This is a genomic window from Paraburkholderia dipogonis, assembly GCF_042680985.1.
Classification (GTDB): Bacteria; Pseudomonadota; Gammaproteobacteria; order Burkholderiales; family Burkholderiaceae; genus Paraburkholderia; species Paraburkholderia phytofirmans.
Genome location: NZ_JBHUFR010000002.1, coordinates 16,151 through 37,667, shown reverse-complemented (window position 1 = coordinate 37,667; position 21,517 = coordinate 16,151). Strand labels below are relative to the sequence as shown.

General features: G+C 64.9%; 20 protein-coding genes. 15 read left to right on the top strand and 5 right to left on the bottom strand.

The window, feature by feature from the left end:
• Positions 1-264: 264 nt before the first annotated feature.
• Positions 265-555 carry a hypothetical protein gene (locus ACFSNN_RS02235; protein WP_134463331.1) on the top strand — a complete coding sequence of 97 codons (291 nt, stop codon included), beginning with the start codon at positions 265-267 and terminating at the stop codon, positions 553-555.
• Between the two features lie 75 nt (positions 556-630).
• On the opposite strand, the gene ACFSNN_RS02230 is transcribed toward ACFSNN_RS02235, so the two are convergent.
• From ACFSNN_RS02230 to ACFSNN_RS02215, 4 genes are read right to left on the bottom strand one after another with little or no spacing between them, the layout of a single operon-like run.
• Entirely contained in the window at positions 631-1,497 is an 867-nt protein-coding gene (locus ACFSNN_RS02230) for an SDR family NAD(P)-dependent oxidoreductase (protein ID WP_134463333.1), read from the bottom strand.
• A 7-nt stretch (positions 1,498-1,504) separates the two neighbouring features.
• On the bottom strand, positions 1,505-2,704 hold the full coding sequence (gene ribBA, locus ACFSNN_RS02225; protein ID WP_134463335.1) for a bifunctional 3,4-dihydroxy-2-butanone-4-phosphate synthase/GTP cyclohydrolase II: 1,200 nt from the start codon (positions 2,702-2,704) through the stop codon (positions 1,505-1,507).
• A gap of 37 nt (positions 2,705-2,741) precedes the next feature.
• The gene (locus tag ACFSNN_RS02220; RefSeq protein ID WP_134463337.1) at positions 2,742-3,545 is read right to left on the bottom strand and encodes an enoyl-CoA hydratase/isomerase family protein; all 804 of its coding nucleotides are present in this window, start codon (positions 3,543-3,545) and stop codon (positions 2,742-2,744) included.
• A gap of 11 nt (positions 3,546-3,556) precedes the next feature.
• Positions 3,557-4,528, bottom strand: a complete 972-nt coding sequence (locus ACFSNN_RS02215; protein WP_134463339.1) for an alpha/beta hydrolase — start codon at positions 4,526-4,528, stop codon at positions 3,557-3,559.
• Between the two features lie 270 nt (positions 4,529-4,798).
• Between ACFSNN_RS02215 and ACFSNN_RS02210 the strand changes: the two genes are divergently transcribed.
• Positions 4,799-5,980 carry a helix-turn-helix transcriptional regulator gene (locus ACFSNN_RS02210; protein ID WP_134463341.1) on the top strand — a complete coding sequence of 394 codons (1,182 nt, stop codon included), beginning with the start codon at positions 4,799-4,801 and terminating at the stop codon, positions 5,978-5,980.
• Between the two features lie 70 nt (positions 5,981-6,050).
• Here ACFSNN_RS02210 and ACFSNN_RS02205 read toward each other — a convergent pair whose 3' ends face one another.
• On the bottom strand, positions 6,051-6,401 hold the full coding sequence (locus ACFSNN_RS02205) for a VOC family protein (protein ID WP_134463343.1): 351 nt from the start codon (positions 6,399-6,401) through the stop codon (positions 6,051-6,053).
• A 307-nt stretch (positions 6,402-6,708) separates the two neighbouring features.
• Between ACFSNN_RS02205 and ACFSNN_RS02200 the strand changes: the two genes are divergently transcribed.
• The 13 genes from ACFSNN_RS02200 to ACFSNN_RS02140 all read left to right on the top strand — a co-directional run bounded on the left by ACFSNN_RS02200 (position 6,709) and on the right by ACFSNN_RS02140 (position 21,511).
• Positions 6,709-7,863: an LLM class flavin-dependent oxidoreductase gene (locus tag ACFSNN_RS02200; RefSeq protein WP_134463345.1), complete on the top strand. Its 1,155-nt coding sequence runs from the start codon at positions 6,709-6,711 to the stop codon at positions 7,861-7,863.
• A 124-nt stretch (positions 7,864-7,987) separates the two neighbouring features.
• On the top strand, positions 7,988-9,181 hold the full coding sequence (locus ACFSNN_RS02195; protein WP_134463347.1) for a flavin-dependent monooxygenase: 1,194 nt from the start codon (positions 7,988-7,990) through the stop codon (positions 9,179-9,181).
• An 11-nt stretch (positions 9,182-9,192) separates the two neighbouring features.
• On the top strand, positions 9,193-10,971 hold the full coding sequence (locus ACFSNN_RS02190; RefSeq protein ID WP_134463353.1) for an FAD-dependent oxidoreductase: 1,779 nt from the start codon (positions 9,193-9,195) through the stop codon (positions 10,969-10,971).
• Positions 10,968-11,486, top strand: coding sequence for a flavin reductase family protein (locus tag ACFSNN_RS02185; RefSeq protein WP_134463355.1), 519 nt, complete (start codon positions 10,968-10,970; stop codon positions 11,484-11,486). Before ACFSNN_RS02190 ends, ACFSNN_RS02185 begins: the two co-directional genes overlap by 4 nt.
• 17 nt (positions 11,487-11,503) lie before the next feature.
• On the top strand, positions 11,504-13,201 hold the full coding sequence (locus ACFSNN_RS02180; protein WP_134463357.1) for an FAD-binding protein: 1,698 nt from the start codon (positions 11,504-11,506) through the stop codon (positions 13,199-13,201).
• Between the two features lie 21 nt (positions 13,202-13,222).
• Positions 13,223-13,987 (top strand): glucose 1-dehydrogenase, encoded by a 765-nt coding sequence (locus ACFSNN_RS02175; RefSeq protein ID WP_208949621.1) that lies wholly within the window; start codon positions 13,223-13,225, stop codon positions 13,985-13,987.
• Between the two features lie 11 nt (positions 13,988-13,998).
• A complete protein-coding gene (locus tag ACFSNN_RS02170) occupies positions 13,999-15,129 on the top strand; it encodes a ferredoxin--NADP reductase (protein ID WP_134463361.1) in 1,131 nt (376 codons plus the stop codon).
• A gap of 67 nt (positions 15,130-15,196) precedes the next feature.
• Positions 15,197-16,834, top strand: coding sequence for a FadD3 family acyl-CoA ligase (locus ACFSNN_RS02165; protein ID WP_134463363.1), 1,638 nt, complete (start codon positions 15,197-15,199; stop codon positions 16,832-16,834).
• Positions 16,835-16,910: 76 nt separating this feature from the next.
• Positions 16,911-17,807, top strand: a complete 897-nt coding sequence (locus ACFSNN_RS02160) for a VOC family protein (protein WP_134463365.1) — start codon at positions 16,911-16,913, stop codon at positions 17,805-17,807.
• A 6-nt stretch (positions 17,808-17,813) separates the two neighbouring features.
• On the top strand, positions 17,814-18,698 hold the full coding sequence (locus ACFSNN_RS02155) for a CoA transferase subunit A (RefSeq protein ID WP_134463367.1): 885 nt from the start codon (positions 17,814-17,816) through the stop codon (positions 18,696-18,698).
• A gap of 10 nt (positions 18,699-18,708) precedes the next feature.
• The gene (locus ACFSNN_RS02150; RefSeq protein ID WP_134463369.1) at positions 18,709-19,506 is read left to right on the top strand and encodes a CoA-transferase subunit beta; all 798 of its coding nucleotides are present in this window, start codon (positions 18,709-18,711) and stop codon (positions 19,504-19,506) included.
• An 8-nt stretch (positions 19,507-19,514) separates the two neighbouring features.
• The gene (locus tag ACFSNN_RS02145) at positions 19,515-20,432 is read left to right on the top strand and encodes an enoyl-CoA hydratase (RefSeq protein WP_134463371.1); all 918 of its coding nucleotides are present in this window, start codon (positions 19,515-19,517) and stop codon (positions 20,430-20,432) included.
• On the top strand, positions 20,429-21,511 hold the full coding sequence (locus ACFSNN_RS02140; protein ID WP_134463373.1) for an NAD(P)H-dependent flavin oxidoreductase: 1,083 nt from the start codon (positions 20,429-20,431) through the stop codon (positions 21,509-21,511). Before ACFSNN_RS02145 ends, ACFSNN_RS02140 begins: the two co-directional genes overlap by 4 nt.
• The last annotated feature ends 6 nt before the right edge of the window (positions 21,512-21,517 follow it).

The window sequence follows — 21,517 nt, the reverse complement described above, 5'->3', positions numbered from 1 at the left end:
ACCACGTCGATCTTACTGCGTTGATCCGACGTGACGGCGCGCGCCGTCACGTGCGCAACCTCGTTTTACTTCCTCCGCAATCCCCCTTAGTCCGTCCGGACGATGCCCGCGCGCGCCGAATCACCGTCAATGTCCGTATGAGCCGGCAAGCGGCGCAGCCTCGAACGTGGCGCGCCGTATTGCGGAAAAAGCGCCGTGCGGCAGGCGTTCAGGCCGCGAGCATGGACAGGCACGGAGACAGGCATGAGGCAGGAGGGCGGCAAAATGAAAGCGAGAATTCAGCGCGATGGATTGGTAGCCGGTTTGCTGGTGGCGATCGGCGTGATTGGCGTGTCGGTGCGGCAGTTATACGCGTGCGCATGGAGCGACGAATTTCCCGGCATGGTTTGCACGGCGGGCTCGTCGTTGTCGTTGTTTCTCGGCATCACCGGACTGGCCGCGCTGGCAGGCCGGGTGTGGGCGCGCCATTCAGGCGCGGACGAGCAATGCTTCACCTTCCTCGGCGCGGTAGGCGGCGCGGCGGTCGTGTTCGCGATGGTGGTGAGCGGTGTCTAGCGCAACGAGGCCTGGTTCGATGCCGCGCTTGCATGGACACTATCGAACCTCGCTGCATATGCCCAAGGCAATGTATCACGCAACGATAGCCGGATGCGCCTGCACCGGGCCGCCCAATGCTTCACGATGCGACGGCGGCTGCCGTCCATCGAGTTCGGTGATGGCGTACTCGTGAGCCAGCTCAGCGCCGACCAGCACCATGCCCGACCTCTGCATCCGTTGCGGATCGCGATACAGTGCGTCGATCAGACGCCCGGTGAATTGCGGCGTCTCCGCCAGTTCGCTGAACCCGGCATATTGCTCGGGATGCGCGGCGATCACGCGTGCGGTGCGCTCCGTTTGCAACATGCCCATCCAGATCGATACCGCGGCTACGCCATACGGTTTCAGATCGACGGCCATATCCTTGGCGAATTTATCGACGCCCGCTTTCTGAGCGCCATAGGCCGCGCCGTGCATATAGCAACTCGCGCCGAACGACGACGTGAATGCGATCAAGCCGCTGCCCTGCGCGGCCATCATTTGCGCGGCATGCCAGCTCGCCACATAAGCGGATCGCAAGCCGACGTCGAGAATGTCGACGAGTTCGAGCGGCTTCTCCCAGAACGGCGCGGGGCGGATCAGCTCATCGTGCAACGTGGTGGCGTTGTTGACGAGAACATCCAACTGCCCGCTGGCATGGCGAATGTGTTCGAAGACTTCGGCGACTTGCTGGTCGTCGGCATGATCACAGGTCAGGGCGATGCCTTTGCCGCCCAGTTTGTCGATTTCGATTGCCGTCGCGTGCACCGTGCCGGGCAACGGCGCGTCGCCTTCGCGTTGGGTGCGCCCGGTCACGTAGACGGTTGCGCCGGTTGCCGCGAGCGCGAGGGCGATGCCTTTGCCCGCGCCGCGCGACGCGCCGGTGACGAGGGCGACGTAGGGTTGTATCCGTGCAGTCATGGTGGAGTCAGCAGGAAGTAGGGTGGAGTTCGGACGAAGCGTTGCGAGTGCCTGCCTCTGTCGGCGCGAAAGAGTGACGAACGCCGACCTTTCGTGGCGTGGATTCGAACGCATGCGGATTGTCGAGATCTGCTTCGCCCAGCGGAATGAACGCCATGATTTCCAGGTCGTGGCCCGAAAGCGCCGGCAGTCTGAATGGACTCGACAGCACGTTCAGTCTGCGCACGCCGAGGTCGCGCAGAATCTGCGAGCCGATGCCCGACAGGCGGCCATCTTTGCGAGTGGTTGCGCCCGGCGCACTGCGGCTCGCGTCGGTAAGCATGTCGCAATCGAGCAGCACCGCCACGCCGCATCCGGCCGCGTCGATTTTTTGCAATGCCGCGTGCAGCGGCCACGAATGCGCGGACGGCTCGGCATCGAGCAGATCGAGCAACGAGAAACATTCATGCACGCGGGTCAACACAGGCACTTCGGGCAGCGGGTTGCCGCGCACCAGCGCGAGATGCGTGGAAGCGCGCACGGTGTCGCGATACTGGATCGCGCGGAACGGTCCCCACGGCGTGTGCAGCGGCCGCTCGCCAACACGCTCCACGAGCGATTCGTTGATGCTGCGATAGTGGATCAGATCGGCGATGGTGCCGATCTTCAGTTTGTGGAGTTCGGCGAATTCGATCAGTTGCGGCAGGCGCGCCATGGTGCCGTCGTCGTTCATGATCTCGCAGATCACGGCGGCGGGCGTGAGGCCGGCGAGCGCGGTGAGATCGCACCCCGCCTCGGTGTGTCCGGCTCGCACGAGCACGCCGCCCGCGCGCGCGGCAATCGGGAACACATGACCGGGCTGCACCAGATGCTCGGCGCGCACGTCGGCGTGAATCGCGGTGCGAATCGTGTGCGCGCGGTCGGCGGCGGAGATGCCGGTGGTCACACCTTGCGCGGCCTCGATGCTGACGGTGAACGCGGTGCCGTATTGCGTGCCGTTCCGTTGCGCCATCGGCGTGAGCTTGAGCCGCTCGCAATGTTCGGCGCTCAACGTCAGGCACACGAGGCCGCGTCCGAAGCGCGCCATGAAATTGATCGCCTCGGGCGTGACGTGATCGGCGGCGATCAGCAGATCGCCTTCGTTCTCGCGATCTTCCTCGTCGACCAGAATGATCATGCGGCCGGCTTTCAGTTCGGCGACGATTTCGTCGGTGGTGGCGAGTTTCATCGTGGTGATCCGTGCGGGGTGAAGAACACAAACGGCATCAGCGTGCGCCGGAGCCGAAAACGGGGGGGCGTCTGCCGAAAAACGCGTCGATGCCTTCGCGGAAGTCGTCGCCGGCCGTGCAGTGCAGGAAGCTGCGCTGTTCCGCGTACAGGTGCTCGCCGAGGCTACGCTGCGGCGCGTGCAGCAACAGATCTTTGGTGTGTGCGAAGGCATCCGGCGCGAGCGCGCCCATGCGTTTGAGCAGCGAGCGTGTGGCCGTGACGAGTTCGTCGTCCGCTACGACCCAGTTGACGAGCCCGGCACGCAGCGCTTCATCGGCTGTGTGAGGTTCGTCGAGATACAGCCACTGTGCGGCTTGCCTCGCGCCGAGCGCGCGAGGCAGCATATACGTGGCGCCGCCGTCCGGGGAGGTGCCGATGCGGCCATAAGCCGACTTGAACGTAGCGCGTTGCGCCGCGATTGCCAGATCGCAGGCCGCCACGAGGCTCAAACCAAAGCCCGCGACCGCGCCGTTGATGCTGGCAATCACGGGCTTGCGCGAACTCGTGATGGTCTCGACCACGGTTTGCGCGAGCCGCACCAGTTTGCCGATCGCGCGGTCGCGGGCCGCCGGTTGGGCATCGAGGGCGGCGCGCATGGCCTGTAGATCGCCGCCCGCCATGAAGGCGTTGCCGGTGCCGGTGAGGACGATGGCGCGGATTTCGTCGTGATGGGCGAGGCGCGTGAGCTTGGCGTTCAGTTCGGCCGCCATTGCTTCATTCAGAGCGTTCAAGGCGTCGGGGCGGTCGAACGTGAGCGTCGCGATGCCGTCTTCGGCCGCGAGGCGAATCAATGCTGTCATGTCAGGTCGGATCAACGAAGTACGAAAGGCTCGACATGCAGCGCGTAATACAACGCGCGCGCGGCTGCAGTGATTGCGTGATCGGCGGCGTCGAGCACGCCGAGCAGGCTGGCAAACCCATGCATCTGGCCAGGCCAGCGCATGTGAGTGGTCAGCACGCCGGCTTGTGCGAGCCGTTGCGCGTAGTGTTCGGCTTCGTCGCGTAGCGGGTCGTACTCGGCGCTGATAATGGTGGCGCTCGCCACGCCGCTCAGATCGGCTGCGGCGAGCGGACTGGCGAGCGAATTCGCGCGATCGGCGCCGTTGTCGAAATACTGGTCCTTGAACCAGCGCATCTGATCCGCGCCCAGGAAGTAGCCAATACCCATCGATTCATATGACGGATGTTCCGTTGCGCAGTCCACCACCGGATAAAGCAGCAACTGGTGCGCGATATTCACTCCGCTATGACGCAACTGTTGCGCTGCCACCGCGGCGAGATTACCGCCCGCGCTGTCGCCGGCGACAGCCAGCGTACCAGCGCGCACGCGCAGATCGGCTGCATTGGCGGCGGCCCAGCGCACGGCGTCGAGCGCATCGTGCGCGGCTGCCGGGAAGCGCGCTTCGGGCGCGAGCCGGTAATCGACCGAGAGCACCACGGTTTGCGCCCGTTGCGCGAGGCATCGGCACAGGTTCGCGTGCGTATCGAGCCCGCAGGCTACGAAGCCGCCGCCGTGAAAAAACACGGTGAGCGGCAACAATACGTCGCGATCGACGCCGCCATTTGCGGCCGCCTGTAGAGGCCGATAAAGACGCGCGGCAATCGAACCGTTCGCCGTGGGAATCAGCAAGTCTTCTTCCACCGCGACCTTATCGCCAGGTGCAAAAGCGCCGCCCGCAGCGATCATCGCGCGGTAAGCGGGCGCGCTGAGTTGTGTGAAGTCGAGCGCGGGCATGTCGGCGAAGGCGGCAAGCACGGCCTGCGCCTGGGGATCGAGCGCCATCGGGTCTCCTGAGAGGGCTGTTATGAAAGCGGCAATACCGGGTACTGCACAGCGAGCGCGGGCCACGCGGCGAGCGAACGGCCACGCCTGTAAGCACTGGTTGCATTGAAGCGCGGCGCCGTGACAAGGACATCGTCCGATTGGACGAGAGTTCATTTGCACGCTCAGCGAAACTTCCCTCAGCTAAGTAGTTCCACCGATGCCGACAGCCGGAGCGCCCCGTAAGCTTGGCGTCGCGATGCAAAGTCGCATGGAGGACGGAGCGTGTTGATGGAGACAAAATGGGCCCCTGAAGAGGGCCAGTCCGCGGGCGAACTCGCGGACATGAGCGTGGCGCAGTTCAGTGAACTTGCCGCGCGTATTTATCAGGGCCCGCTCGAAGCCACGCCGTGGGCCAGTGCGCTCGAGCTGATCCGCACCTCGCTCGGCGCGAGCTACGCGACGCTGATTCTGCGTTCGCCTTCGAGCGACCGGCGCGGCCTGATGGTGCATGCTTCGGAAACCGGGCCGGGCGTGCCGGGCGAAGCGTCGTACAACAACTACTACTATTCGCTCGACCCGTTCGTCGGCTTGCCCGCCGATCGCGTGGTCACGGTCGACGAAGTTTTCGGCGACACCGGCTGGCTCACCAGCGAGCTGTACAAGCAGTTCCTGAAACCAGCCGATATCCGCTACATCATGGGCGCGGATCTGCGCACGGAGTCCGGCGTGGAATGCCGTTTTCGCGTGTGCCGCAGTCATGACGCGACGCATTTTTCCGCACGCGACAAGGCTTTTTGCGCGCTCCTGCTGCCGCATTTGCGGCGCGCGGTCGAGCTGCACTCGCGGCTGGATATCGTCGAATCGGAACGCACGCTGTATGCGAGCGCAATCGACCGGATGCTGGTGGGCACGGTCACGCTCGACGAGAGTGGGGCCATCATGCGCACCAACAGCGTGGCCGATGAAATTCTCGCGCAGGCCAACGGGTTGCGTATCGTGCATGGCCATGTCGAGGCCACCGACGCTCAGGAGAACCGCAATCTGCAGCGCCTCGTGCGTCATGCCTTGATGGGCCATTTCGGCACCGCCGCGCCGATCGTCGAAGCCATGCCGATCACACGCGGTTGCGACAAGCCGAGACTCGGCGTGCTGGTGCGCACGATTCCGCTCTCGGACTGGTCGGAGGACAACAAGCGCCGCCCGGCGACCGTGCTGTTTCTGCGCGATCCGGATCGCAAGTCGCAGGGTTCGCAGGAGATCGTGCGCAAGCTGTTCGATCTCACGCCGGCGGAGACGTCGCTTGCGTTGCTCCTGACCAACGGCTTGACGCTGGAAGAAGCCGCCGACGAACTGGGCATCAGCAAGAACACCGCGCGCGCGCATTTGCGGGCGATTTTTTCGAAGACAGGTGTGACGCGTCAGGCGACGCTGGTGCGGATTCTGCTGGGCAGCGTGGTGCCGCTCGGTTAGTGCTTTAGCGATTGGAAGCCCGCTGCGCTTCTCTCACGCGCGACGGGCGCTCCAATGTCTCAAGCGCGTATCAATCCACGCGCTTCTGCGACAACACCAGCAACGCGCCGTGTCTGTCCTCCAGCACCGCGCGCCATTCGTGCGGACCTTGCTGCACCGGCACCCGCACTGAAGCGCCGGCCGCCACGACGCGCGCCATTGCCGCATACAGGTCGTCGTTTTCGTCCACGCGAAACACCAGCGCCGCGCGTTCGACGATCCTTTCCTCGCCCGCCACCAGCGCCACCGTCAGTGCGCCGCCATCGAGCGCGCAATAGCGCTCGCCGTCGCGGAATCGCACCGCCAGTCCCAACCCGTCGACAAAGAGCGGCAGCGCCGCGTCGATCGTATCGACCGGGTACAGCATCATCGAAGCCTTCATTGCATTGCACTCCCATCGGTTGAGCATCGTTGCATCGTCGTTGCATAGCGATTCGATCGTGCGCTACGCACGCGCGCCGCACGAGGTCCAATTGGACTAGCCCGGATGCGAAAAACCGGCGCGAAACGCTTTCGACCAAAGCGTCTACGTCAAAGCACACGCCGTTAATCCAAATAGACGATGCCGGCAAGCACGCGCGATCTGAAACTCCATTGCGTGGACCGTCACGATCCTGGCGAGGTTCATCGCCGGATCGCGGGCGGACCGCCCGTTTCAGCACAGTCCAAAATTCATGGAGACGCACGCAATGAAGTTTTCTCTGATCTACGAAGCCCAGACCACGGACGCTTCGCGGGAAGGCGATCACCGGGTATTCAAGGAGACCGTCGAGCAGGCGCTCCTCGCCGAGCAGATGGGTTTCGATACCGTATGGTGCGTCGAACACACGTCGCTGACCAACTACGCGCACATGAGCGCGCCGGAAACCTTTCTCGCGTATCTGGCGGGACGCACGACCCGCATCGGTCTCGGCCACGGCGTGATCTGCCTGCCGCCCGCGATGAACCATCCGATCAAGGTGGCGGAGCGCGTCGCGCTGCTCGACATCCTGTCCGGCGGCCGCGTGCATTTCGGCGTCGGCAAGGGCGGCAGCCAGCAGGAAGCCGGCGCGTTTGGCTACGACCTCGCCGAGCTGCAGCCGATGATCGACGAATCCATGTACCTGGTGCCGAAGATGTTCGTGCAGGACGAGATCGAGCACGACGGCAAATACATCAAGATTCCTAAGCGACCGATTCACCCAAAGCCGTTCCAGGACCCGCATCCGCCGATGTACATGGCGTGCACCAACAACGACGGCCTGCTGCGCGCCGGACAACGCGGCCTCGGCGCACTGGTGCTCGGTTTCGGCGGCCCGGATGAAGTGGCGAAGAAGAACGCGATCTATCGCGAAGCCTGGGCAACGCGCAAGCCCGAGGACCAGGTCGGCTTTCGTCCGACCCAACATCTGGCCGCGCTGTGCCCGACCGTGGTGATGAGCGATGGCCAGCAGGCGCGCAAGATCGGCATTCGTGGGCAGCGCTATTTCATGGAGTCGCTCGCGTATTGGTACACGGGCGGCGAGCGTCCTGATCCGTCGAGTTGGGGCGACGATCTCGTGAAGGGCAATACCGGCGAAATGGTGATCCGTTCGCGCTTCGCTTCGGAAGAGGTGATGGTGGATTTCAGCGACCCGGCCCTTTCGATGATGAACCCCAACCACGCGTACGGCACGGTGGACGACTGCATCGGCTACGTGGGCCGCTTGATGGAAGCGGGCGTGGACGAAGTGTTGTTCCTTTGCCAGATGGGCACTGTGCCGCAGGAAGCGCAGCTCGAAACGATCCGCAATATCGGCGAGCACGTGATTCCATATTTCAACCGCGTGAAGGCGGGCAAGCAGAAGGCGCAAGCCGTGGCGTAACGGCGCTGACGTCTGAACCGGCGCGTCGCTAGTCCCTTCAGACGATGCGACGCGGCCGCTGCGCCTCGAAGATGAACCCAACAGAACAAGCGCGAAACCTCTCGCGTCGACCTAGGAGACAGCCGTGCATCGCGACAACGACTCGAACGCCCTTGCCGCCGAACTGATCGCCCGCGCCGAAGCGCTCGCGCCGGTGTTGGCCGGCCGCGCCGCGCAAGCCGAGGCTAACGGGCGCATTCCCGCCGAAACAGTGGCCGATTTTCAGGCAGCCGGACTGTTCAAGGTATTGCAGCCGAAACGCTATGGCGGCTACGAACTCGACCCGCAAACTTTCTTCGAGATTCAGATGGCGGTGGCGCGCGGTTGCATGTCGAGCGCCTGGGTGTACGGCGTGGTCGGTGTGCACAACTGGCAGCTCGCGTTGTTCGACGAACGCGCGCAAGAAGATGTGTGGGGCAAGGATCAAAGCACGCTGATTGCATCCACCTATATGCCAGTGGGACGTGTGACGCCGGTTTCAGGCGGCTTCCGCCTGTCGGGCCATTGGAAGTTTTCGAGCGGCAGCGAACTGTGCGACTGGGTTTTTCTCGGCGCGCTGGTGCCACCGGCCAAAGACGGCGAGCCGCCGGAATATCGCACCTTTCTGCTGCCGAAGAGCAGCTACACGATCCAGCAGGATTGGGACGTGCTCGGCTTGCGCGCGACCGGCAGCCACGACATCGTGGTGAACGACGCATTCGTGCCGGACTACCGCACGCATAAAGCCATCGACGGGATGATGGGCACGAGCCCCGGCCTCGCGCTCAACGACGCACCGCTGTTTCATCTGCCGTTTGCACAGATATTCGTGCGCGCGGTGTGCACGGCTTGCATCGGCGCATTGCAAGGCGCGCTCGACGATTTCACCGCGTACGCCGCCACGCGCGTGAGCGCCAACAGCGGCGCGAAGACGGCCGACGATACAGGCGCGCAAACGGCCTGCGCCAACGCGTCGGTTGCGCTCGACGAAATGAAGCTATTGCTCAAGCGTAATTTCGCCGAACTGATGACAGCCGCTAACGGCGGCCCTGAAGTGTCGATCGAACGACGCGTGCTGTTTCGCTATCAATCGGCGCAGGTCGCGGAGCGTTGCGCGCAGGCGGCCAACGCGCTGTTGCGCTACGCGGGCGGCAACGGCATCTACAACCGCAATCCGCTGGTGCGGCGTTTTCTCGATCTGCATGCGGCGCGCGCGCACTACGCGAACAACGTCGACCGCTTTGGTCAGAATCTCGGCGCCGTGATGCTGGGACGTCCGAACACCGATTTCTTCATCTGACGGATGCGCTCATGAGCGAACAGCAATCGCAGCAGACGCGGGTGTTCGACGTGGTGGTGGTCGGCTCCGGCGCGGGTGGCATGCTGGCCGCATGCCGCGCGGCTGACCGTGGCCTCAGCGCGGTGGTGATCGAAAAGAGCGAGGTGTACGGCGGTACATCGGCGGTGTCGGGCGGGGGTATCTGGATTCCGTGCAATCACCATATCGACGAACTCGGCGCAACCGACACGCGTGAAGCGGCGCGCACCTATCTCGATGCCTGCACGAAAGGCGTGACCGCAACGGACAGACTGGACGCGTACCTCGACGTCGCGCCGGAAATGCTGCGCTATGTCGAAGCGAATACGCCGGTGCGTTATGAGTCGTTGCCGAAATACGCAGACTACTTTCAGCATCTGCCGGGCTCGATGCCGGGCTATCGCGCGCTCGATCCATTGCCGGTGGATGGCGCGTCGCTCGGCGCGGAATTCGCGCGGCTGCGCTTGCCTTCACCGGGCACGCTGATCGGCGGCCGCGTGGCGGTGACGTCGAAAGAAGCGCATGTGCTGTTGTCGAAAGCGCCCGGTTATATGGGCCTCGCGTTGAGGCAATTCGGCCGCTACTGGTTCGATTGGCGTGCGCGTTTTCACTCGCGGCGCGATCGGCGGCTTACGCTCGGCAATGCGCTCGCGGGCGGTTTGCGCCGCGCCTTGCTCGATCGCGACGTGCCGTTGTGGCTGAACTCGCCCATGCGTGAACTGCTTGAAACCGACGGCCGCGTGACGGGCGTGCAGGTTGAATACGGCGGCCAGCGCGTGCGCGTGCTAGCCAAGCGCGGCGTGATCCTCGCGGCCGGCGGCTTCGAACGGAATCAGGCGATGCGCGAGCGCTTTCTGCCGCGTCCAACGCAAGCGCAATGGAGCGCGACGCCGCCGCACAATACGGGCGACGCGATCGCCGCCGGCATGCAACTTGGCGCCCGTGTCGCGTTGATGGAGCACGTCTGGGGCGCGCCGACCGTGCACGTCGATCATGAGGAAAAGCAGCGCGCGCTGTTCGTGGAGCGCAATCTGCCCGGATGCGTGGTCGTCAACGGACTCGGCAAGCGCTTCGTCAACGAAGCGGCGCCATATTCGGAGTTCGTCCCGGCGATGTACCGCGACCATGCGCAGACGGGCGCCAGCGTGCCGGCGTGGATGGTGTTCGACGCGCGGTTCCGTCATCAGTATCCGTGCGGACCGATTATGCCCGGCGCGATGATGCCCGACTCGCGCATTCCCGCGCCGTTTCGTCCGCTGCTTTACAAGGCAGAGTCGCTAGATGCATTGGCCGCGCAAATCGGCGTGGATGCGCAAGGCCTGCGCGACACAGTGGCGAAGATGAACCGCTATGCCGCGAGTGGCGTGGACGAAGAATTCGGCAAAGGCGGCAACGCGTTCGACATCTACTACGGCGACCCGGGCGTCAAACCGAACCCGTGTCTCGCGCCACTCGAAACCGGCCCGTTCTACGCGGTGCGGATCGACGCGGGCGACATCGGAACGAAGGGCGGGCTGTTGACTGACGCGTCGGCCCGCGTGCTGCGCGAGGACGGCTCGCCGATTGCCGGCCTCTACGCGATCGGCAACACCAGCGCCTCGATGATGGGCGTGAGCTATCCGGGCGCGGGCTCGACACTCGGCCCGGCGATGACCTTCGGCTACATCGCCGCCAATCATCTCGCCGACGCCAATCATCTCGCCGACGCCAAGCCCGTTGCATCGGACAGCGCCCGTGCTTCAACCAGCGAATTTCGCGGAGTCACACCATGACCGATCTCAACTCTCACCCGCTGCGCGCGGACATGTTGCTGGCGATGCGCCGTCTCGCGCGCTCGGTCGCCATCATCAGTTGCAGCGACGGCGAGCGGCGCTATTCGATGTCGGCCACCGCGGTCGATTCGCTGTCGACCGAGCCGCCTTCGCTGCTGATCTGCATCAACCGCAACTCGTCGATCTTTCCGCCGCTCGATCAGGGCATGCCATTCTGCGTGAACGTGCTGTCGGCGCAGCATCAGCATATCGCGATCGATTGCAGCGGCCGCCTGAAGGGTGAGGAGCGCTTCACCACCGGCAACTGGCAAAGCTCGGCGCAGGGCGTGCCGTTTCTGCTCGATGCGCAGGCCAGTCTGATCTGCACGCAGGATGGCCGCTTCGACTATGGCACGCACGCGATCTTTATCGGCCGCGTCGAACAGGTGCTGATCAGCGGCGAGGTCGATCCGCTCGTGTACGTGGATGGTGTTTACACGACCGCCACGGCGCCCGCGCGCTGCGTGACGGCTTGAGCGAGGCGCGCCGCGACATGCACGACTCATCGTCCGCACAACAGGACTTCGCGACGCCGGTGGATGCGCCGCTCGTCGTCGACGATCCCGCGCGCATGCGCTGGGATGATGTCTGCGGCGTGCTGGTCGCGGGCTTCGGCGCGGCGGGTGCGTGCGCCGCGCTGGAAGCAGCGGCTGCGGGCGCGAAGGTGCGTATCGTCGAGCGCTTCGAGGGCGGCGGCGCGAGCGCCAAAAGCGGCGGCGTGGTTTATGCGGGCGGCGGCACGCGCTATCAGACCGAAGCAGGCTACGACGACACACCGGAGGCGATGTTCGCGTACCTGCAGCAGGAGATCGGCGACGCGGTATCCGCCGCGACGCTCGCGCGCTTTTGCGAAGGTAGCGTCGATATGCTGCGCTGGCTCGAACGGTTCGGCGTGCGCTTCGCCGCGTCAGTGCCACCGCGCAAGACCTCGTATCCGCAGAATCGCTACTACCTCTACTACTCCGGCAACGAGGCCGTGGGCGACGCCGTGCGCGAACACACGCCCGCGCCGCGCGGACACCGTGTAGTCGGCGACGGCATGTCGGGACGTGTGCTGTACGACACGCTGCGCCGTGCCGTTGAAGCGCAGCCGTTCATCGACACCTTGTGCCACGCAAGCATCCGGCGGCTCGTCACCGATCGCGGAGGGCGCGTGATCGGCGCGCAGGTCTGGCAGGTGGCGCCGGGTCGCGCGCAACGTGCGCATCGGCGGCTCGCGCGTTGGGCCGAACGTCTGCACAACGGCATGCCCGCGTGGGCGGACCGCTTGCGCGCCGCGCTGCATCGCATCGAAATGCGCGAGAGCCGCCTCATCACGATCAAGGCCGATGCGGTCGTGCTGAGCACAGGCGGCTTCATCTTCAACCGTCCGATGCTGGCGCAGCACGCGCCGCGTTATCTGCCGAACTGGCGGCTCGGCACCACTGGCTGCGATGGCAGCGGCATCCGGCTCGGCCTGTCGGCGGGCGGTGTGGCCACGCGGCTCGAACGCGTGTCCGCGTGGCGCTTCATCAATCCGCCCTATGCATGGGCGCAAGGCTGCGTCGTGGACCGCCACGGCGAGCGCTTTTGCAACGAGGAAGTGTACGGCGCGGCACTCGGCCACGCGATGTGCGAAACCCGCGAAGGACGCGCCTGGCTGATCCTGGACGCGCGCCTCATCAAGCAGGCGCTCAACGAGTGCGTGCGCGGCAGGCTCTGGGCATTTCAAAGCGTGCCCGCGCTGCTGCTGATGCTGGCGGGCCGCAAGCGCGGCAACTCGCTGGCGGAGTTGGCTACGCGCATCGGCTGCGATCCGGCAGTGCTCGCGCGAACCGTCGTCCGATACAACACCGCCGCGCTGAACGGCAGCGACAGCGAGTTCGGCAAATCCGCCGCGATGCTGCAGCCGCTCACATACGGCCCGTATTACGCAATCGATATCTCGGCCAACAGCCGCGTGTTCCCGTGTCCGTCCATCACGCTCGGCGGTTTGCGGGTCGAGGAAACAAGCAACGCCGTGCTGTCCGCCGATGGCGAGCCGGTCGAGGGTTTGTTCGCTGCCGGCCGCGCCGCGTGCGGACTCGCATCGAATCATTACGTGAGCGGTCTTTCGCTTGCGGACTGTATCTGGTCCGGCCGCCAGGCGGGCCGGGCCGCAGCGGGCGGGGTTCTCGCGAACGCCGCCCATTCCCTGACTGAAACTGACTGACACTGACGAGAGAGAATGAAGATGGGAGACAGACTCAAAGGCAAGATCGTGATCGTGACGGGCGCCGCGAGCGGCGTCGGCAAACAGGATGCGCTGCTGTTCGCTCGCGAAGGCGCACGTGTCGTGCTGACCGACGTCAACGAAGAAGCGGGCCGCGAAGTAGCGGCGCAAATCGGCGATGCGGCGCTTTTCGTGCGTCATGACATCACATCTGAAGCGGGCTGGAACGATGTGTTCGGCGCCGCGCAGAGCAGCTTCGGCACCCCGGACGTGCTGGTCAACAATGCCGCCGTGCTGTTGCTCGGCAATATCGAGGACACCACGCTCGAACAATGGCAGCGCGTACTGCGCATCAACGCCGAAGGCTATTTTCTCGGCTGCCGCGCGGCGGTGAAGGCGATGAAGGAGAAAGGCGGCTCGATCGTGAATATGTCGTCGGTCGCGGCGTTGGGCGGGCTCGGCGCGTTCTGCGCGTATTCGGCCAGCAAGGGCGCGGTGACGGCGCTCACTCGCGCGATTGCCGCGCATTGCAAGCAGCAGGGGTACAAGGTCCGATGCAACACGATCCACCCCGACGGCATTCTCACGCCGATGACCGCGCCGTTCTTCGGCGCAGCCGAAGAAACGCGCGAGGCGCTCACGCAATCCGTCGATCCGCATGCGCGCATGTGCTTGCCGGAAGACATTGCGAATCTGGTGCTGTTCCTTGCATCCGATGAATCGCGCTTTATCAACGGCAGCGAGTACCGGATCGATAACGCGCAGTTGATCATGGGCGTGGCCTGAGTTCGCGCGCCATGGCCGATTCGCGTTTTCACCGGCTCAAAGTGACGGACGTGATCGCGGAGAGCGCCGACGCGCGCTCGTTCGTGTTCGATCTGCCGCAGACATTGCGCGATGCGTTCAGCTATCGCCCGGGGCAGTTTCTCACGCTCAAGGTGCCGTGCGCCGACGCGACCGTGCAGCGTTGCTATTCGCTTTCGAGCGCACCGGGTATCGACCGTGCGCCGAAGATCACCATCAAGCGCGTGCGCGACGGACGCGCGTCGAACTGGATGTGCGACAGCGTCCAGCCTGGCGATGAACTGGACGTGATGGCGCCGGCAGGCGTTTTCACGCCGCGCTCGCTCGACGGCGATCTGCTCCTGTTCGCGGGCGGCAGCGGCATCACGCCGGTGCTGTCCATTCTGAAGTCGGCGCTGGTGAACGGGCGCGGCACGCTAACGCTGATCTATGCGAACCGCGACGCACAGTCGGTGATTTTCGCCGATGAATTGCGGCAACTCGGTCAGCGGCATGCGGGCCGTTTGCGGGTGATTCACTGGCTCGACAGCGTGCAGGGTATTCCGCAGCAGCGTCATCTGGAAGAACTGGCGCGGCCTTGGAGCATGCAGGAGTGCTTTATCTGCGGACCGGCGCTGTTCATGGAGAACGCGTTGGCGGCGATGCTGGCGTTGGGCTTGCCGCGCGCGAAAGTACATGTGGAGAGGTTTGCTTCCTTGCCTGATTTACCGGCGGCCGTGGTGAAGTCCGCCGCGCAAGAAAACGCGGCGGCAACGCAAACTGGTGAAGCCGATATCCAAACAAAGCCTGAAGGCAGGAGCAGACACGGCGCGCAGAGCAGTACGGAAACCGACACGCCAGCCGACCCCTCCGCATCTATCGAAACCGTACTCGACGGCGTGACTTTCCACGTTGTGAGCGAACCCGGCGAAACCCTGCTCGACGCCATGCTGCGCGCCGATATCCCCGCGCCCAATTCCTGCCGCAACGGTTTATGCGGCGCCTGCATGTGCCGGGTCGTCGACGGCAGCGTGAAGCTGAACGCCAATCACGTGCTCGACGAGGCCGACCTCGCCGAGGGGTGGACGCTCGCCTGCAGTGCCACAGCCGCCAGCGCGACGCTGCGCGTGGCTTTCCCCGACTAGGTTCGCGGCGCGCACGCGCGGCCTTCGCGTCTTGCGCGTGCCGCGAACCCTCTTCATCGAATACATCATGACGCTGAACCACATTCTGACGACGCCCGCGTTGATCGCGCGAGGCGCCGCGCGCTACGGCACGCGCATCGCGATCGAAACGGTACAGGGCAATCTCAGCTACGCGCAACTTGACGCCGCGCGGATCACGGCGGCGCGCGCGTTGATCGGGTGCGGCATCGAGCCGGGCGAGCGCGTCGCGATCTGGGCGCCGAATGTCGCGCTGTGGATCGTCGCGGCGCTGGCGATTCACAGCGCGGGCGCGGCACTGGTGCCGATCAACACGCGCATGAAAGGCCTGGAGGCCGGCGCGATTCTCGAGGACAGCGGCGCGCGGCTGCTGTTCTGCTGCGGCACGTTTCTTGGCGAATCGTATCCGGCGATGCTGGCCGCGCATCGCCCGGCGTCGCTCACGCGCATTGTCGTGTTCGACGGTGCGGCGTTGCCGGCGGCAAGCACGACCCAGGGTGGCGACGAAACGTGGGACGCGTTCCTGCTGCGGGCAGCGGGCACGTCGATGGAGACGTTTCGCAGCCGTGAAGCGCAAGTGCGTCCCGACACGTTGATGGACATCATGTTCACGTCCGGCACGACGGGCCGTCCGAAAGGCGTCATGACCACGCACGGCCAGAATCTGCGCGCGGTCCACGACTGGGCGCAGATCGCGACGCTGCGCGATGCCGACCGCTACCTGATCGTCAATCCGTTCTTCCATGCGTTCGGCTACAAGGCTGGCTGGCTCGCGGCGCTGGCGAGCGGCGCGACCGTGCTGCCGCATCTGGTGTTCAACCCGGAACGCGTGCTCGAACGCATCGTACGCGACCGCGTCTCCGTGTTGCCAGGGCCGCCGACGCTGTATCACGCGTTGCTCGACATGCCGGGCCTCGCCGAGCGCGATCTGTCCTCGCTGCGCGTGGCGGTGACGGGGGCCGCGGCGATCGCGCCGAGTCTCATCGAACGCATGCGCGCGCAGCTCGGCTTCGAGACGGTGCTGACCGGCTACGGTCTGACGGAATCGTGCGGCTTCGCCGCGCTGTGCCGGCGTGGCGACGATGCCGAAACTGTCGCGCACACCTCGGGCCGCGCGATGCCGGGTGTCGAGATTCGTATTGCGGACAGCGACGGCAGCGCGCTCGCGCCGGGCCAAACCGGCGAAGTGCTGGTTCGCGGCTACAACGTGATGCAGGGCTACTTCGGTCAGCCGGAAACATCGCTCGACACGATCGACGCCGACGGCTGGCTGCACACCGGCGATCTCGGCACGCTCGACGAACGCGGCTATCTGCGCATCACCGATCGTATCAAGGACATGTTCATCGTCGGCGGATTCAATTGCTATCCGGCGGAGATCGAGCGGCTTTTCAGCGGGCACCCGTCGATCGCGCAGGTGGCGCTGGTCGGCGTGCCGGACGCGCGGCTCGGCGAAGTGGGGCACGCCTATATCGTGTTGCGCTCGGGCGCGCACGCGAGCGTCGGGGAATTGACCGAGTGGGCTCGCCAGAACATGGCGAACTACAAGGTGCCGCGCTATCTGACGGTGGTCGATCAGTTGCCTGTCAGCGCGGCGGGCAAGGTGCTCAAGTACCGCCTGCGCGAGGGTGCCGCAAGCACTGGCGACGGTAGCGAAAAAACTGCCGAAAACACCGCTGCAAGCTAGTCCCAACAGACGATGTTGCGCGCGTCGCGCACCGCCAGAATAAGCCTGACAACAACAGCTTCTGGAGGAGTCGGAGATGATCGAGGTGCGGGCTTTAGGCTACGTCGTCGTGCAGTCGGCCAGGGTCGACACATGGCGCGATTACGCCGAAAACGTGCTGGGCATGCAGGCGCAGGAAGCAGCGAACGGCGCGCTGTATCTGAAGATGGATGAGCGCGATTTCCGCTACCTGATCGTGCCCGGCGACACCGACCGCTACTTCGCGTCGGGCTGGGAACTGGCCGACGCTGACGCGTTCAACCACGCGATTCGCACGCTCGAAGCGAACGGTGTCGAAGCGGTCCGCGCGTGCGCCGACGAAGCGGCACTGCGCCGCGTGCAGGCGATGGCGTGGTGCGTCGATCCGTCCGGTAACCGTCACGAGTTTTTCTGGGGCGTGCGCGCCGATTTCCGCCGCTTCGCTTCGCCGCTCGGCGTGCCCGGTTTCGTGACCGGTGCAATGGGCCTCGGGCACGCGGTGCTGCCCGCGCCGCACTTCGACGCCACCGACGCGTTCCTGCGCAACGTGCTGGGCTTCGAGCTTTCCGACATCTTCCGCGTCCGCTTTACAGACGACCCCGCCGAGCCGGAAAAGCGCATTCACTTTCTGCATTGCAAGAATGCGCGTCACCACAGCCTCGCGATCATGGATCTGGCGGTGCCGTCCGGCTGCATTCACGTGATGGCCGAAGTCGACTCGATGGACGAAGTGGGCCGCGCGCTTGACCGTGTCGCGGCACAAGGCGTGAAGCTCTCCGCGACGCTCGGCCGCCATTGCAACGACCACATGGTGTCGTTTTACATGAAGACGCCGGGCGGCTTCGATATGGAATACGGCTATGGCGGACTGACGGTCGACTGGGCGCAGCACAGCGTCTATGAAGCGACGCGCGTGAGCCTGTGGGGACATGACTTTAGCGTGGGGTTTCGCTAGGCCGATATGAAAACACTCGATAAACAACTCAGCGCGCGCGACGTGGTCGCGCAACTCGCCGACGGCATGACGATCGGCATCGGCGGCTGGGGTCCACGGCGCAAACCGATGGCGCTGGTGCGCGAAATCGTCCGCTCCGATCTGAAGGACCTCACGGTGGTCGCGTATGGCGGCCCGGATGTCGGTCTGCTCTGCGCGGCGGGCAAAGTGCGCAAGGTAGTGTTCGGCTTCGTGTCGCTCGATGTGATTCCGCTCGAGCCGCATTTCCGCCGGGCGCGCGAAACCGGCGCAATCGATGTATGGGAACTCGACGAAGGCCTGTTGCAGCTCGGCCTGCGCGCCGCTGCCGCTCGCTTGCCGTTTCTGCCCACGCGCGTCGGGCTCGGTACCGATCTGCTCAAGCATGCGCCGCATCTGCGCACGGTCGAATCGCCATACGGCGGCGAGACGCTGCTCGCGATGCCCGCCATTGAACTCGACGCCGCGCTGCTCCACGTGAACGCGGCCGACCGGATGGGCAATACGCGCATCGACGGCCCCGATCCGTTTTTCGATGCCTGGTTTGCTCGCGCTGCGGCGAAGTGTTTCGTCAGCAGTGAGACGGTCGTGGACTCGCTCGCGAGCAGCGACCTCGACCTTGCGCGCCGCAACACCTTCGAGCGTTCGCTCGTCACTGGCGTGGTGCATGCGCCGTGCGGCGCGCACCCGACCTCGTGCGCGCCGGCTTATGGCTGGGATCTGCCGTATCTGAAGACGTATTGCGCGAGCGCCGAAGGCGAAGCGCAAACCACGGCTTATCTGCACGATACGGTAGGCACCGACGAAGCCGGCTATCTGCAACGCGCGGGCGGCCGGTCCCATGTGGCGGCGCTGCCGTTGCCGATTCTGTAATGGAGCGCAGATGAGCGACTCTCTGAAATATTCCCTCGCCGAACTCATGATCACGGCCGCGGCGCGCGTCTGGCGCGACGACGGCGAAGTGCTGGCGACCGGCATCGGCACCGGTCCGCGCCTCGCAGCGGGTCTTGCACGCCTTGCGTACAACGCCGGGTTGATGCTCACCGATGGTGAAGCCTATCTGGTCGAAAGCCCCGTGCCGCTCGGGCAGCGCGAGGCGGGCTATCGCGTCGAAGCATCGGGCCTGATGACCTATGAGCGCGTGTTCGATTGCGTGTGGCATGGCAAACGGCATGCACTCGTGATGCCCACGCAGATCGACCGCTTCGGCCAGGCCAACATATCGTGGCTCGGTGACGACTATTCGAAGCCGAAAACACAACTGCTCGGCGCGCGTGGTTTTCCGGGCAACAGCATCAATCACGCGAATTCGTTTTTCGTGAGCGGGCATGGCAAGCGGACGTTCGTGGCTGGTGAAGTCGACATGGTATGCAGCGTGGGCTACAACTCGGCGCGCGAAATTCCAGGCATGCGCGCGTTCACGGATCTGCGCAGCATCATCACCGATCTGTGCGTGATGGACTTTGGCGGCCCGGATCATGCGGTGCGGGTGCGCTCGCTGCATCCTGGCGTGAGCTTCGACGAAGTGCAGGACGTGACCGGTTTTCCGCTGCTCGCGCATCCCGACATGCACGTAACGCCGCCGCCGGCCCAGAACGATCTGCGCATCGTACGCGCGCTCGATCCGCACAATCTGCGCGCGAGCGTCGTGCGTAACAATCCGGCGCCGCGCGGCGCGTGAGGGACGTCATGTCGAACCAGGTATCCACGGCGGAAGCGAAAGCCGAAGAGCGGGTCGTCGAGTATCGCGTGAGCGACGGTATCGCGACGATCATGATGAATCGCCCTGAGTACCACAACGCGCAGAACTCGAAGATGACGTATGCGCTCGATGCGGCGTTCAAACGCGCAGCGAACGACGACGCGGTAAAAGTCATCGTGCTCGCCGGCGCCGGCAAGCATTTTTCGGCGGGCCACGACATTGGCACGCCGGGCCGCGACATCGATCGATCGTTCGAGCGGCAATCGCTCTGGTACGACCATGTCGGCAAAGACGGCGGCGAGTTTCTCTACGCCCGCGAGCAGGAGGTCTATCTCGGCATGTGCCGCCGCTGGCGCGATCTGCCCAAGCCGACCATTGCGATGGTGCAGGGCGCGTGCGTGGCCGGCGGGCTGATGCTGGCGTGGGTTTGCGATCTGATCGTCGCGTCCGACGACGCCTTCTTCTCCGATCCGGTCGTGCGCATGGGTATTCCCGGCGTCGAATATTTTGCGCATGCGTATGAACTGAATCCGCGCATCGCCAAGGAATTCCTGTTTCTCGGCGAGCGGATGGACGCGGCGCGCGCCTATCAGATGGGCATGGTGAACCGCGTCGTGCCGCGCGAGCGCTTGCAGGACACCGTCACGGAGATCGCCGCGAAGATCGCACGCATGCCGAGGCTCGGCTTGGCGCTCACCAAACAGGCGGTGAATCACGTCGAAGAGCTGCAAGGCAAGCGCGCCGCAATGGATGCCGCGTTCGCATGGCATCACTTTGCCCATGCACACAACGAACTGATCAGCGGCGACCGGCTCGGTGGCTACGACGCCCGCAAGATGGCGGACTCGCAACGTTCAACGCCCGCCAACGCTGCGGATATCACTGCAAATGGAGAAGCCGCATGAGCGCGGCCCTGCATACGCCGCTCTGCGATCTGCTTGGCTGCCGCTATCCGATCGTGCAAACGGCGATGGGTTGGGTCGCCGACGCGCGGCTCGTGGCCGCCACCTGCAATGCGGGCGGCTTCGGTTTTCTCGCCGGCGCGACGCTCGAAGCCGACCGCGTGGAAGCGGAGATTCTGCGCGTGAAGGAACTGACCGGCCAGCCCTTCGGCATCAATTTCCATATGTTCCAGCCGAACGCGGCGCAGGTCGTCGATCTGGCGATTCGTCACAAGCTGCGCGCGGTAAGTTACGGACGCGGCCCCGACGCGAAAACGATCCGCCGTTTCAAGGATGCGGGCGTAATGTGCATTCCCACCGTCGGCGCGCCGAAGCATGCGCAGAAGGCCGTCGAACTCGGCGCCGACGCGGTCACGGTGCAGGGCGCGGAAGGCGGCGGCCACACAGGCTCGATGCCGACCACGCTAGTGCTGCCGCGCGTGCTCGATGCGGTGAACGTACCGGTGATCGCCGCAGGCGGTTTCTTCGACGGACGCGGCCTCGCTGCCGCGCTCGGCTACGGCGCATCCGGTATCGCCATGGGCACACGCTTTCTGATGACCGAAGAGTCGCCGGTGCCGCGCGCGACGCTCGAACGTTACGTCGCGGTGAACGACCCGTCGCACATTCGCGTGTCGGCCGCGCTCGACGGCCTGCCGCAACGCATGATCGACAACCCGTATCTATTGCGGCTCGAAGCCTTCGGTCCATTGCGCCGCACGCTGTTCGCCTTGAAGACGGCCGAAGCATGGCGCCGCCAGAGCGGCATGAGTTTGGCGCAAATGGCGTCGCTCGGACTCAAGGCGTTACGCGATCACAACTACACCGCGAGCCAGACGCTGATGGCTGCCAACGCGCCGTTTCTGATCCAGCGCGCGATCGTCGACGGCGCGCCCGACGAAGGCGTGTTGCCCAGCGGCCAGGTGGCCGCGGTAATCGGCGCGCTCGAATCGTGCGAAAGCCTGATCGCCCGCATCGTGGGCGAAGCAGTAGCGCGACTCGACGCACTTGCCGCGATGCGCGGCATCCCGGTTCACGCCTGAAGCGCC